8 protein-coding genes are annotated in these 13,778 nt (G+C 52.8%); 5 read left to right on the forward strand and 3 right to left on the reverse strand.

Features of this window, described 5'->3' with window-relative positions; genetic code table 11:
• Window positions 1-150 precede the first annotated feature (150 nt).
• Window positions 151-978 (reverse strand): transposase, encoded by an 828-nt coding sequence (locus V2L32_RS00655; protein ID WP_331232421.1) that lies wholly within the window; start codon window positions 976-978, stop codon window positions 151-153.
• An 887-nt stretch (window positions 979-1,865) separates the two neighbouring features.
• Between V2L32_RS00655 and V2L32_RS00660 the strand changes: the two genes are divergently transcribed.
• On the forward strand, window positions 1,866-2,117 hold the full coding sequence (locus V2L32_RS00660) for a hypothetical protein (protein WP_331232422.1): 252 nt from the start codon (window positions 1,866-1,868) through the stop codon (window positions 2,115-2,117).
• Window positions 2,118-2,150: 33 nt separating this feature from the next.
• Here V2L32_RS00660 and V2L32_RS00665 read toward each other — a convergent pair whose 3' ends face one another.
• Both V2L32_RS00665 and V2L32_RS00670 read right to left on the reverse strand, forming a co-directional pair.
• Window positions 2,151-5,972 carry a UvrD-helicase domain-containing protein gene (locus V2L32_RS00665; RefSeq protein WP_331232423.1) on the reverse strand — a complete coding sequence of 1,274 codons (3,822 nt, stop codon included), beginning with the start codon at window positions 5,970-5,972 and terminating at the stop codon, window positions 2,151-2,153.
• The gene (locus tag V2L32_RS00670; RefSeq protein ID WP_331232425.1) at window positions 5,965-9,189 is read right to left on the reverse strand and encodes a PD-(D/E)XK nuclease family protein; all 3,225 of its coding nucleotides are present in this window, start codon (window positions 9,187-9,189) and stop codon (window positions 5,965-5,967) included. Before V2L32_RS00670 ends, V2L32_RS00665 begins: the two co-directional genes overlap by 8 nt.
• A 145-nt stretch (window positions 9,190-9,334) precedes the next feature.
• On the opposite strand from V2L32_RS00670, the gene V2L32_RS00675 reads away from it, so the two are divergent.
• The 4 genes from V2L32_RS00675 to V2L32_RS00690 all read left to right on the forward strand — a co-directional run bounded on the left by V2L32_RS00675 (window position 9,335) and on the right by V2L32_RS00690 (window position 13,709).
• The gene (locus V2L32_RS00675) at window positions 9,335-10,159 is read left to right on the forward strand and encodes a hypothetical protein (protein ID WP_331232208.1); all 825 of its coding nucleotides are present in this window, start codon (window positions 9,335-9,337) and stop codon (window positions 10,157-10,159) included.
• Between the two features lie 59 nt (window positions 10,160-10,218).
• Window positions 10,219-11,580, forward strand: a complete 1,362-nt coding sequence (locus V2L32_RS00680) for an Eco57I restriction-modification methylase domain-containing protein (RefSeq protein WP_331232209.1) — start codon at window positions 10,219-10,221, stop codon at window positions 11,578-11,580.
• Between the two features lie 268 nt (window positions 11,581-11,848).
• Window positions 11,849-12,142 (forward strand): hypothetical protein, encoded by a 294-nt coding sequence (locus V2L32_RS00685; RefSeq protein ID WP_331232210.1) that lies wholly within the window; start codon window positions 11,849-11,851, stop codon window positions 12,140-12,142.
• Window positions 12,143-12,401: 259 nt separating this feature from the next.
• A complete protein-coding gene (locus tag V2L32_RS00690; RefSeq protein WP_331232211.1) occupies window positions 12,402-13,709 on the forward strand; it encodes a hypothetical protein in 1,308 nt (435 codons plus the stop codon).
• Window positions 13,710-13,778 lie beyond the last annotated feature (69 nt).

Below are 13,778 nucleotides of genomic sequence, written 5' to 3' on the forward strand. Positions count from 1 at the left end.
GGTCGTTCCCGAGCGAGAGGGTGATTCTCCGGCCGCTGAAAGAGCGTCGGTATCGCTACCAACAATCTGCTTCCCAAGAGCGATTTATATAATCCTACCTCTATTAGAGTGATTTGCGTTGCTGTGTTGAATTGCCATACGGCGCGGTGATTAGAGTGGTTCACAGAGCTGTTCGATGTTCGAGACGGCAAACTTCAGAACGATCTCACGGAACTCTCGATACCAGAAGTGCGCTCGCACGGCAGCGCCGAGCGAGCGCTTGACTGACGAGTACGATGTCTCGGCCATCCACCGCTGCGAGTACCCAGCGTCCCGGATCAGCGCGTTGTGACCGGCTATCTCCGGCGTCGATCCCTGGCTGAGAACAAGCGGATCGACATCAAGCGTGTAGAATTCGAACCTGTTGATCCAGCTGTGGAACGCTTTGTCGGCGGCGACCGACAGCAGGTCGTCCGCATTCCGGCGGACGACCTGCGGGCCAGTCTTTACGTCATGCTTCCAGTGGATCGAACACTGAACGTCCAAGACAGCGAGCGATTCCGTATCGGTGAGTGTCGTCACTTTCAGCTTCTGTATGTCCCGATCCGACCGTTGGAGGTAGTACTTCGACGCGTATCCGCGTTCGAAGAACGTACTGTCGAGGGCAACGTGGCCGGAGTGTGGGTGTTGCTCCGCTGAAACGCGAAGCAACGCCCGCCAGACCGTCATATCGAACCTATCGAACGACTTGTAGATGGTGCTGTAGTTAGGAACATCATCGGGCGGAAGTTCGAGGATTTCACGGAGTTCGCCGAAACACCGGAGACGATTCTCGGTTTCGCGGTAGCTGTAGCCCTCTTCGAGGCGATAGCAGTGAATAACGACATGTTTCCAGCGGGCGAGTCCCCCTTTGGCGGACTCGCCCGCGTCATTCCCCAACGCTTGTTTAGCTAGCCGCTTACAATTCCTCATGAAGTCGAGGAGATCGACCTCTCCCATATCGCTCTTGCTCGACTTCCCTTCAACAAGTCTTGCGACCTATCCTGTCGCTGTACCCCAATTCAACACAGCAATTTGCGTAACCTTTGAACATCGTAGCTCTGAGGATAGCGTCTCCTCACACCCTTGATGCCGTTCTCGGCGACGACGCATTCAAACGTTGCGCGGACCACTCAGATAGAGGTAGTAACCGATGTACTTCAGCTACAAAGTCGAGGACGAAACATGCCCGCTCTGTGGTGAAAGCGACGAAGTTTCGGCGTACGACAAGGACGAGGGAGCGAAGATCAAGATCTGTTATACCTGCGAGGAATGTTGGTGAAAGTGGTCGTAATAGACAGAGCGGACCGATCACCAAATTACTACAGCAAAAGATAGCGAATTACCTGGTGAAGATCTCGTACATCGGAACAGCACGGCTTCGGACGCATACAGGCGATAGTGTGGTGGCGACCATTACCCCCGCAATCGATTCGTGTGGACTCGATGGTGGTGGGTCAGTTCATTGGAACCGGAAACAGTCGACGCGATCGACCTCCTCGTCGGTAGTGTCCAAGATGCGAAAGTCGATGGACGAACGGCGCCTCTCGCCCGAAATATTCGACACGAAGGAACCGGAGGACGCGTAAAGCGTGTTATCCTACCCCCGCCGGCAGTGAAAGCGCTGTTCGGTTGCGGGATAGGAGCGATTGAGTGGGATGGTCCCCCAGCCATCCCGCTTTGGGTCGGTCCGAGAGTAGTTGCACTTTAACCACAATCGTCCGGTCGATTCCAAGCGAGTTCGTCAAATAGCGGCGCATCTCTGTAGTTGATCCGGTCGGTCGGTTTGATCAAGAGCGGTTCGTAGTAGCCAGTACGTTCAACTGACGGACCCTCATAGTCGGTGTATGGAGGAGATTCCGCAGCCTGCTTCGGAACCGTACTCAGAGGGTGATCGGGTGCGGGTCTACCTCGACATAGATGATCCTGATACGCGGTATGACGATCTGGTGTGTACCGTCCACCGGGTGTTCTGTGATGATCTCGATCGGGAAACGGGTCGTGAGCTTGATTCGTATAGTTACCAACTCAGAACTGATGCCGGAGAACGTCTTCGTGTGACTTTTCGACACGTGGATCTCATACCTGAAACACAGTGATGCCGTCGGCGTCCTCTGAAATTCTCACGAGTATCAGCGCGTTCCTAAGAGCTGCGTGAGCGTCGTTTCGATTTCTGTTCGGAGCGTGTGGAGTTCTGCTGCAGGGACCACTCGAGTTTCGGCTGTACTCTCTTCGGTGAAATAGAGTGACAACTTCACATCTTTTGAGGGATCGTTCTGATTCAAAGCAACAGCGTATGCTTCTAACTGGGGCCAGTAGTACCGAGCTAACTCAGAACTCGTTCGCTGAGAGAGACTGTTCGTCTTGTAATCGATGATGTGGTAGCTCTCTGGGGTGACGATCAAGTGATCAATATCACCGACGATCTCATGAGCTTCAAACTGTGCTCTAACGGATAGCTCATCATGCGTAGACAGAACTGAGTCTGACGCATGGTATGTGTCTACATGTTCAATCGCTCGTGTTGTCTGCTCGAGGATCTGCTCGATATCTGATTCGGTGGGTTTCTCGCCTGCTCCTTCGCTCAACTGATAAACCCGATCTCTCCGGTCCGATCTTGGGGGGCGACGCTCACACAGTCGGTGTACGATCGTTCCGAACGTAGTCGGTGAAAGCCCGTCGTAATCGGTCTGGGTAGGTTCACCTGCTGAGGTAGCCGCACTCTCTTTTGCGGGTTCGTGTGCGAATATGTCGTCAGAGGCGTCCGCTGCTACGTGCTTACAGTACTGAGTCGCAGAGAGAATCCTCGGCGTTTCGTACGCCGGTGGAACAGGGACCTCAATCATTGGGGAGGCTTTCGTATCCTCAGTGTCGATAGCACGCCACTCTGCTACCGGTCGCGGTGGAAGACGAACCGTGTACCGAGCGCCATCGAGCGTCAGCTCAGTCGCGTACGTGTCCGGTAGTGACGTGAGAATCTCGCTTTCCGATGGACAGACCACCGGCTGAACCCACGCTTGCCAGCATTTCGCTTCCGAGGACTCATCAAACGTCTCGAACTGAATTCTCCTATCCTCGCCGAATTCGAGCTCGCTCACTCCGCTGAAAATGAGGTGGTCTCGGACACGCGTCAATGCGACATAGAGCGTTCGTCGGTACTCTGCACGCTCTCGTCGATCGGCTTCTCGTTTGACCGCTCGTCGAGCGATGGTGTCGGATTTCTTGTACGGATCACTTGGATCAGGCGCTTTGATCCCGACGAGCGGTTCGGAGACGTCGCTTTGGTCAGGGGAAACTGAATTAAAGTAGACCTGGCCGTTGCCGTCGATAGCACGACGCTGATTAAACTGTTGGTCGAGATCAGGGACGACTACGATCGGAAACTGAAGTCCCTTCGAGGAGTGGACCGTACGGATCTCAACCCCGTCGGAGTCCTCAGGAATGGTTGCTTCGCCGGCATGGCTGTCGACTTCAAGCCGACGTTCGATAAGCGTGAGAAGCTGTGAGGCGGTCTTCACACCTCCCTCCTCCCAGGAGCGGAGTTGTTCTCGGAACCGATTAACGTTCACTGCCGCCTGTCGTGGGCGTTCATCAGCACCGATCGCAGCGAGATATCCTGTCTCGTCGATCACCAGAGAGAGAAGTCGTCCCCAGGGGAGCGTGCTCGTTTCGGAGGGAGTACCGCTTGTTGCAGCACAAATCCGCCACTCACAGAGCAGTTCGTATGCTTTTCGTAGCTCTCCATCAGCAGTTTCAAGCGCACTCCAGAGTGTACGTTTCTCCGGGTCCGTTCGCTCGGTATCCGACTCATCTAACTCCGATTCGCTTCCCGCCGGTTCGATAAACAACTCGGCAAGCGTCTCGTCAGTGAACCCGAATAGGGGAGATCGAAGAATGCCATACAGTGCGATCTCGTCGTGGGGGTTTTCAAGAACTCGGAGGAGATTAATCAGAGCAGTGATCTCCGGTGTATCGTAGAAGCCGGTTCCGGAGATCGTCACGTAGGGGATATCGAACGTATCGAGTGCTCGTTCATAGGCCTTTAATCGATTTCGAGTGCGGAGTAAGATCGCTACGTCTCGTGGTTCTGCCGGTCGGGATTGTTTAGTCTCTTCGTCATACACCATCGGTGGCTTATCGAAGAGCCGAGTGAGCCTGGCAGCGATTGCATGCGCCTGTCGTTCACCCGAATCCTCGAACTGTGGTGCACTCTCTAAGTAGCCTGGTTCGTGCAGTGCCTCGATATCGTCATCGGGGACAACGAGATACTCGACAGTCCCGTCGATCTCGGAGCCATCGATCCGTGCCTCTGTCAGCGGTTGTGGTTTCGCTTCGAACGGTTCGTACTCCTCCCCCTCTGGAGAGAACACGTGCTCGAACAGCCCGTTGAGGAACTCAAGCGTTGGGGAGACCGTTCGGAAGTTGCTACTGAGCTCTGTGTCGACGTCCGATGAGCCGAGTAACTCCTCGCGAGCCGTCGCAAACGTCGTCACATCCGCCCCGCGGAACGAGTAGATACTCTGTTTCTCATCGCCAACGAGGAAGACGTTGAGCGCTTCTGGATCGAATGACTCACCATCCGGTGTTGCGAGAAGGCGGATCAACTCCCATTGAAGCAGATCGGTATCCTGCATCTCATCGACCATTGCGAAGGTGAATCGACCACGAAGCTCTGATCGTACCGTAGAATTCGTCCGAAGGAATCGAACAGTGATCTCGATGAGATCGTGATAGTCGAGGGCATTTCGCTCTGCTTTCTCTTCTTCGTAGGCGGTGAAGACCGTTCGAAAGACACGAGCGAGCGCAAGAACATACGGAGCGCTGTTGCGTTCGATTGCTGCGTCCTCGAGGTAGTCTATGGATGCCGGGTCGAGATGATTGAGTATGACGGATACCGAGTCTTCGAGTTGCTGGCGCTCGCTCTCTTCGTTCCATCGAGATTTCGCTCCGAAGTACCGGTAGTCTTGGCCGTATACCTCGCCGTCACTCGTCGTTAATGCATCAGCAAGATCGTTCAGCGCCCATTGTTTTTCGAGTATTGCAGTCTGTTCTTCAAACGGTGCATACGATGTCTCGATGTCGAGCAGGCGTTTCGCTCGCTCCCAACCTGCATCTCCATCGTCTACATCCGGACCTACACGAGCGAGCTCTCGGAGCGACGTGAACGCAGCGTCAATACGTGGATCCTCGAATACTGTTTTTGCTCTCTCTGGTGTAACCGGGTGAAAGCGCTCCCAAATATACTCGAGATACTCTTCTTCAGTGCTGTCTTCCCACCGATCGAGCCAGTGAACGCTTACCGGGCGTTCATCAATGAGCGATACGAGTATGTCTTCGAGTTGGCTTCGCTTCCAGAGCCGTGCCAATCGCTCGATATCTGGACCATCCGAGTCGAGTAAGTGCTCAACAGTACGTCGAACGACCTCACGGCTGAGAAGATCTGCATCCGTTTCATCGAGGGTATCGAAGTCCGGTTTGACCGGGACATCGGTGATATGCTCGCGGAGGAGCCTGGCACAGAATGCGTGTATCGTGTGGATATACGCGTCTTCGAGATCGTCTTTGTACTCTCGCCAGGTCTGATACTCACTCGGTCCAGCTGTGTCGAGCTTCTCAGCTATTGCTTCCCGGATCTTTCGTCGAAGATCGGTTGTTGCGTCCTCCGTAAATGTGATCGTGATTATCTCTGATGGACTCGTATCCGGACGTTCTTCGAGAATCCGGAGATAGCGCTGAGTGAGCGTCGTCGTCTTTCCTGTTCCAGCACCAGCGGTAATCGCGAGATTTCTATCGAGTTCTAACGCAGTCTTCTGCTCTTCGGTAAGCTCGAATCCCGCTGATTCGGATTCATCTTCGCTTTCAGTCTCTCTTTTTTCCCCATAATCAGAACCGGAGTCGGACTCAGAGTTCGAGCCAGATTCGAACTCGTCATCGAGATCGGTTCGTTCACTCATCGGCATCACCTCCGAGGGACTTTAGATACGAACGATTCTCCGCTTGCTCGGGAACGTACACTGTGTTCTCTGTCTCAGTGATCGTCTCAACAACGTCTCGACGACGATGCGGTCGAACATCACAAATCTCACTGAAATCACAGTACCGACAGCCCGCGGTTTGTTCGTCAACTATCGTCGTGTGAAAGACGCCGTCTCCGATTGCCGCTGCAATCGTACCGAGTCGCTCAGGAATCACCTCGTTGTGAAACCGTTCGAACTCCACTTCTGGCTCATCGGTACGATCGAAGTACTTTCTAAGCGTCCAGGATCGGGTACTCGAAAGCGTCGCCGGAGGCTTTATTTGATAGAACCCGCTGTCGACCGTTTTTATTGAGTTCCCATAGTGCTTCTCGAGTGCCGGTTTCGCGGCCGCCGCGTACAGCGGGAGCTGGAACTCGATTCCATCGAGAGTGTTTTTCACCTTTGGATTCCCAGTTTTGTAGTCATAGACGATCCCTTCCGGAGCGCCATCATCATCAGCTTTCACGCCAGCTCGGTCGATAACCCCACGAACGGTGATCGAATCACCACTCGGTGTCTCAAGAGCCAGGTGTTCCTCATCGGCACCCACACCGAGTGAGGCCTCAAACAGCATTGGGGTATCCGACCGGTTCTCATACTCTTCTTCGAGAAATCGAATCAAGAGCCCCCGATCATCGCCGCCATGAGCTCGATTCTCGCCGTAGTATGGATTCTCCTCGGGGGTCGCTAAGCCAGCGAGTAGCTGTTCGAGCCACTGGCGGTAGAACTGATCGTTGTAGGGGAGCGAAGCGTCGTCTATCTCGACGAAGGCAGCGCTCGCTAATTTTGACTCCAACTCGGAGATCGAATGCGCTCGGAGGTCGACGGGTTCTCCTTGTTCGGATTGAAGCTCGGTAAAGAACCGCTCGAGGATATCGTGAAGCAATGATCCGAGTTCCAACGCATCCGGTTCGAGGTTGTACTCCTCCGGTTCGTCGAAATCGAGTACCTGATTCAGATAGAACTTGAACCCACACTGAGCGTATTTTTTCAGACGGGTAGGGCTGTAGGGCTCTCGTATTGCTGTTGGATATAGCGACTCGATCCGTTCAGGGTCGATCTGTGCGTCGTGTTCTGTAAGACCCGCAGAAGCTCGGTTCGCAGTACAGTCGGTGCCCGCCTGTAGCCACTTACCACAATCAGCGGTGAAGTCTGCACGTTCGATCGCAGCATCGACAGCCGCATGCATCTCAGTCGGTGAACCGAGCTGGTTGACCGCTCGCTGAAGATCCTCTCGAGTGCAGATCGATTGCTGGGGTTCGGTCGCTTCGAGGGTGCTTACGCGACAGAGCTCATCGAGAATCGATGATTCGAGGAGCGGTTCGTCAGTGAAGGTGGCCTTCGGTGTCGAGAGAACGACCGAGTCAGCACTCGATACCAGCGTCGCAAACTGATACCGCGCTTCGAGACGTGGCTGACTGAACGACAGTGAAGAGAGTTCGTCAACCAGCGTTTGGAAGTAAATCGGGCGATCCGGCCGGATTGGGAAATCAGCTTCCGTAAGTCCCGCCAGATAGAGATGAGAGTACGAGCTCAGATATGCGTCTTCAAGCCCGATGATGCTGACGACCCCGCGAGTCGGTTGTCGTGGCGGTGGAATCCGGAGTGTCTGTAGCTCTTCATCGATCAGTTCCACCGGATCATCGACGTCCGTAAGCTCACAAACGTACGCAGTGGAGTCGAGTACCTGCTGGATCTGCCCGAACGATCGATGTTCCATCTGGGCATCGTATACGTTCTGCTCGGATTCGAGGTCCGCGAGTGCGTCTTCGATTCCGAGACGGTCGATGAGGGTCTCGAACGTCTGAGCGCCATCGGTCCCGGGGAGTGAACTTACCTCTGAACACGCATCGAGAAAGTCGTCGAGCACCGCTTTCGTATCGGCGTCGAGTTCACTGAGAAAGACCTCGACATCGGTCGTTGGTAGTAAGCGAGCACGTCGTGAGAGTTCGGCCTCGGATGTACCAAGCCCGTGGGTAAGTGTAACGAAGGGATTCGCCAGGAGCTGGGTGAAGATGTCTGAGCGCTGTACTCCGGTACATAGCTCGAGGAGATCCAGTACTGCCCGGCCGACAGCGGTCTGATACAGGAGCTTGTTAACGACGAGTGCCGTTGGGATATCCGCCGCTTCGAAGTAATCTTGGAAATGCTCTCGGTATGAGATCAACCCCGGGATCGCAACGACGATTTCGGTTGGATCAACGCCGTCCGCGAGCTTTGCGCGGATCTGCCCTGCTATCTGTCTAATCTCTCGATCCGGAGTGGCTGCAGTCTGCCATTCGATCGATGCGTCTGAGAGATCGATGCGTCCTGTGACGTTCGGATCATACATCGCACCGGCGCTCGCAGAGAGCGCCGTCGGTTGTTCACGTTTTAGCTGGTGGAACTCTGCGTCTAATGTTTCATAGAACTCGAGGGCGTCTTTGATCGCTTCGTTCGCCCCACTTTCCACTGATGCGTCTGTATCGACTGCCGGGAGGATGACGACCATTGGCAATGACCCGGCTAATTTCTCGATGAACGCTCGCTGAAGAGTGGTCAGTTCGTAGAATCCCGAGAGTACAACGACATCAACGGAGCTGAGCAACGACTCGATGTCGACCTCATCGCTGAGGAGACGCTCATAGGCCCCACCGAGTGTATAGAGCCCATCGGTTAGCAGATCGGTCCTGAGAGTCGCGTATCGTTCATACGCCGTGAGGACAGTCTCAGACGCTTCTGAGGAGACTCCTTGTGAATCGATGAGTGATTGGATAGTAAGTGGTGTATTGTATCCGTCCGCTTCGAGGGCGTTGAACAGCTCCATGATCGACTCGCGGTGGAGATGGGGGTCATCGAGTGGGACCTCACCGTCTATATCTCTGAGCGCCTGTGCGATAAGCTGACGACGGTTGTTTATCGAGAGCAGATCTGCCGGTCCGAAGCGTCGTTCGTAGCACTCCTGGATTACGCTCGAGAACGTGAGTAGGTGTAGGCGAAGAGGTGGGTGATCTTCCGCCCACGCGTCAGTAATCTCTCGATGATGATTCGCATTGTCATCGATATAGAGAACGCTTTCGGGGTGGACTCCTGCGAGCGATTCAGCGCGGTTGAACGCTTCTTGACGAAGTGACTGAAATTCAGATCCTAAGAGAACGGTCGGAGGTGGACACATACTATATGCCGGTAATGATAGTAAAAATAGTTTTGCGATGTATTCAAATAGAAAACTCGTTGACAAACCTTTTTAAGCGAAAGTCGCGAATTCCGCAGAACACTATCGCTGGACTATTTCAACCAGGAATGAATTGCCGTCTTTGATGGTAGAGTATCCGAAACCGAATCTCGATGAGTTACCCGAATTGTACACAGACCTCGATCATTTGTTAGTGGATGTAGAACAAACCCTCCGAGAGCATTTCGAAGTAAGAACAAAAAATGGGGTAGACATGATTTTCTTTGGAGAAGCTGACCAGGATACATACTTAGAGGCGATCCACGCTGACCGGGATACAATGATTCCGTTCTTTCAAAAGATAGCGGGGGTCCCTGATCGCGAACTCGAACGTCTCTATGGTGTCGCGAATTTCAATCGATTTCGTACCCGAAAATCTGACTTTTACACTGAGGAGGAAGCAATCATATTTGCCAATGCCATGGTTGACCTCTTACCTGATAATCTCTATCTAGAGACACCACTCTATACGTTCGTGAAAATGTGGGAGAATGATCAGAGACGACACGTCAGGGCACGGTATGAACGAGATGTACGAGAATATCTTGATTCTTGTGGTTTTTCAAATTTTAAGGGAAACTCACTTCCTGGAGAACCTGACTTTGTAGTTCCAAATACGGAGCCATACGAAGTGATTGGTGAGGTCCGGGTGATACAGCCTCGGGATTACAAAAAAAGATTCAAAGAATTTGGTTCAGAGGCCCGGGCTGCGGAGATCCATTTCCCCAATGCGAAGTTTGTAGCCGTTGCGCATGTTGGGCGGCAGATAGAGCGACGAAACAGAGCGGAATTACGTAAGATGTTGTATGAATCCAGTGCGGCTGAAATCCATGCTGCTTTTTTCCAAGACGAATTAAATCTTCTAGTCAATAAATTAGAAGAATGGGGGATCTCACGAAGCAAGCGATGAAGCCGGTCACACTCGAGTGATATATACATTTAAGTACTAAGGGGCAGCAGTTTTAGCAGATGAAAGGGCATGTTCCAACCCCACCTGAACTTGCAGATTCGATGGTAGAGAAGCTCTTCTCAATTCGCACTCCGAAAGAGGGCGATCGGGTTCTCTATCCCGGAATGGGAACCGGACCGTTTGTTGCAGCCGTTGAGCGGTTTTGCGAACGTGAAGGCATGGCAGTGCCCGATGGTATTGGAGTCGAACTCGATCCGGAACTGCTCGCCGAGTCACAAGAACTTCACGCCGAACGTACAGTGGATATTATGGAACGTGATTTCCTTCGCGATCTCTCTGATTTGGACTCATTCGAATATATCATTGGAAACCCACCATATGTTCCAATAGAAGACCTTGACGAGAAGGAAAAAACGCGATACAAAGGTGGATTTGACACCGCTACCGGTCGATTCGATCTCTATGCTCTCTTTTTTGAACAGGCACTCACGAAGCTCACTGACGATGGTGTTCTCGTCTTCGTTACACCGGAGAAGTTCGAATATGTAGGTAGTGCAGCGCCACTGAGAAAGCTTCTTCAATCGTACTCAATCGAGGAGATCGAGCATGTGGCAGAAGACTCGTTTGATGGGGTCACTGCTTATCCGACGATCACCACGATCACGCAAGAAGGCTCAGAGGAGACTCGGGTCGTTCGTCGAGACGGCACCTCTTCGTCAGTTGTTCTGCCGAAAGATGGGTCCAGTTGGGCGAGTCAGATACGGGGAGTAGATCTTTCTGACCTCGAGACAGGCGTGACGCTTGGAGAGGTCTGTAGCCGAATTAGCTGTGGTGTCGCCACTGGAGCAGATGGGCTTTTTGTCCAGAACCGGGAGGAAGTTCCACCGCAGCTTCTCGATGAGTGGACGTACCCCACCACATCGGGAAAGCAGCTTCAGTTGAACGACGGCCCCGATTGCGGAAGCGTGTTCATCTCTCCATATGCCAAAGATGGTTCGCTTATCGATGAAGACGAGTTAGGTGATTTCGGCCAATGGGCCGAGATGCACAGAGACCGTCTCGAAGATCGATATTGCTATCAAAACGGTCACCGAGCGTGGTACGCCTGGCACGAACGCCCACCGTTGGATGATATACTCCAACCCAAAATCCTTTGTCAAGATATTGCCAAGGAGCCAAAGTTCTGGATCGATGAATCGGGTGAGGTCGTTCCGCGTCACACGGTTTACTATCTCATTCCAGAAGATCACGTCGACCATCGAGAGCTCGCGGAGTATCTTAACGGACCGGAAGCACGCGTTTGGTTGGAGGCAAACTGCCAGCGAGCAGCAAACGGCTACTACCGGCTTCAATCGAAGGTGCTGAAAGAACTCCCAGTACCCCGTGAGTTTGGAGCAGAGTATCAGGCAACGTTGGTTTGAAAACGACCGATCCGAGATCCTATGCAATCAGCACTGCTTAGCAGGTTGATTTGAACGGAAATGTCACTCTAAAAAGGAGAGGTGAGTATATACTGGTTGAGGACCCGTTGACAGCATGTTCCGAAAAGTATGGCGACTTCTTCGAAGCTCGTCAGATGGAGACGCTAGGGGCGCACCCGACAACAAGAGTGGCCTATCGACGGATAATTGGGTTTAGGAGAGATCTGATGAATATCCATATTCGCACTATACGGAGGCAGTCGAGGACGTGAAACAGCTGAAACGTGAGAAGCGTCACGACGAGGTAGAACAGCTTCTACTCTGGTGTATCGATTTTGTAGAAGCCGAAGCAGAGTGGGAACAAAACCAAGGCTACAGGTTTGCCGCAATTGCTCCTGCCTATTATGAACACCTAGCAATCGTTTATCGAAAAGAGGGAAGACATATAGACGAGATTCAGGTGTTAGAACGGTATGTAGACGCCTACAGGTCTGTGGGGAATGACCCGAAAGATGATATGGATCGACGGCTTAAGCGAGCACGCGAACTGCACAACCAGTAAGTTATCAGCTTCGGGTGAACCAATGGCCGTCGTCCATTCGAACGGTCATCTCTATAACAACCTGGGTGGATCATTCTGACAACCCAGAGTTGAGACAACTACCTCATTTAATATTCAAAAAGGACATTATAGAGCAATGGCTGTATTCCGACCGAGTACTGACGGACTTCTACAGGGGTGGAAAGAATTGATTCGGAGTGAGCCATCCGGACCTGGGTTCAATCTACGAGAAAATCGGCAGACGATATTCAATACTCGGATGAATGCGTTTCTGGAATCTCCCTCAGAAGAACGGTTTCTCGAACTCTGGAGAGAGGATGCGATTACAGCGTACGAGAACCCAGGCCCACAACTCGTATTGCACTCATTCAACGAAGAGATCCAGACTCTAGCTGACTTCTTTCAAGAACTCTCCGAAGCAGATGTGTATAATGAGGATTGGTCGGAACGCATGTGGAACTGGGCTCTCTGGGAAGTCTATACTCGGCTGAACGCTGACCAGCCAGTGATTCTAACCAAGGAGGCCACAACTGGGCTCAAAGGGCTTGGAGTAGATGTCTCTGGCTCGTTCGAGGATCGGATGAATTCGTTACGAGAGTTCAGGGAGTATTACACCGACCAGATCGGCCATCCAACTTCCGGAACCCCTCACGAGACCACGATACGCATCGAACTCGAGCAGTTCTTCCACGCACTCTTGACCCTCTCGGCTGAGGACGTCTCTGCGGAACTCAAAGGGCCGTACAAGCGGTTCTACCGTGCGGTACACGGCGGTCGGGAGGCTGTGTCAGAACGCACTGAATCTGTCTCATTGCAGAATGAGACCTCAGTGGTCTATGCCTATGCATGGGCGAAAGCGAACGGAGCGTACGGGAGGGAGAATCGACCAGATTACTGGGGTGGAACCCATTGGGAAAACTGGAAGGACGCCTACGCCACATACATCGATGAGTCAATTCGAAGCGAGTTCACGCTTGAAGATCTCAAGCCAGAAGATGTTGAACCGCTTTTCGACGAACTCACTCGTAGCGATGCAGCACCAATCAGCAAACCAGTAGCAACGTATCTGATGGGGAGTCAGTGGGGAACCTACGTCTGGAATGACGTCGTAGATCGTTTCGTCGAGAATCCTGAGGAGTCCAGTGCTTTGCTCTCGTTTTTCTTTGACGACTCGGAGGACGTCATGGAACGATTGGCAGCGTTCAAAGCGCATACGATCCACCTCGTCGATGAAAACGACAGGAGTCCGGGATCGATTCAGCGAATGGCGACGTCATTACTGATGGTAGCCCATCCGGACGAGCACGTTGGCTTACCCCCACAGAAGACGGCGACATTTCTCACAGACAAGAGCACGCTCCCAAAGTTCAAATCGGGATTCCGACCAGAACAGTATGCGGTCATCATCCACGCACTGCGGACCCTTCGTAATGAACTCGAGCAAGCGCTTCGGGAACTTGGATCAGATCAGAGGATGACCATGCTCGATGTTCATAATGTGATCTGGATTTACGAAGGGACTGGAGAGCCGATTGAAGCGCAACTCCCGCCAGAAATAGGGGAGTGAGGGTATGGTACTCGCTGGACGATGAGCACGACCAACCTCTGAATAACGGGACCTGAGAGTGTATACGGC

The sequence above is a fragment of the Halalkalicoccus sp. CGA53 genome, assembly GCF_036429475.1.
GTDB classification, from domain to species: domain Archaea; phylum Halobacteriota; class Halobacteria; order Halobacteriales; family Halalkalicoccaceae; genus Natronorarus; species Natronorarus salvus.

Bases quoted from the DNA above. Each gene is read 5' to 3' on its own strand.
- V2L32_RS00660 (WP_331232422.1), top strand. From the start codon at position 1,866: ATGGAGGAGATTCCGCAGCCTGCTTCGGAACCGTACTCAGAGGGTGAT.
- V2L32_RS00690 (WP_331232211.1), top strand. From the start codon at position 12,402: ATGAATGCGTTTCTGGAATCTCCCTCAGAAGAACGGTTTCTCGAACTC.
- V2L32_RS00675 (WP_331232208.1), top strand. From the start codon at position 9,335: ATGGTAGAGTATCCGAAACCGAATCTCGATGAGTTACCCGAATTGTAC.
- V2L32_RS00655 (WP_331232421.1), bottom strand. From the start codon at position 978: ATGGGAGAGGTCGATCTCCTCGACTTCATGAGGAATTGTAAGCGGCTA.
- V2L32_RS00665 (WP_331232423.1), bottom strand. From the start codon at position 5,972: ATGAGTGAACGAACCGATCTCGATGACGAGTTCGAATCTGGCTCGAAC.
- V2L32_RS00670 (WP_331232425.1), bottom strand. From the start codon at position 9,189: ATGTGTCCACCTCCGACCGTTCTCTTAGGATCTGAATTTCAGTCACTT.
- V2L32_RS00680 (WP_331232209.1), top strand. From the start codon at position 10,219: ATGAAAGGGCATGTTCCAACCCCACCTGAACTTGCAGATTCGATGGTA.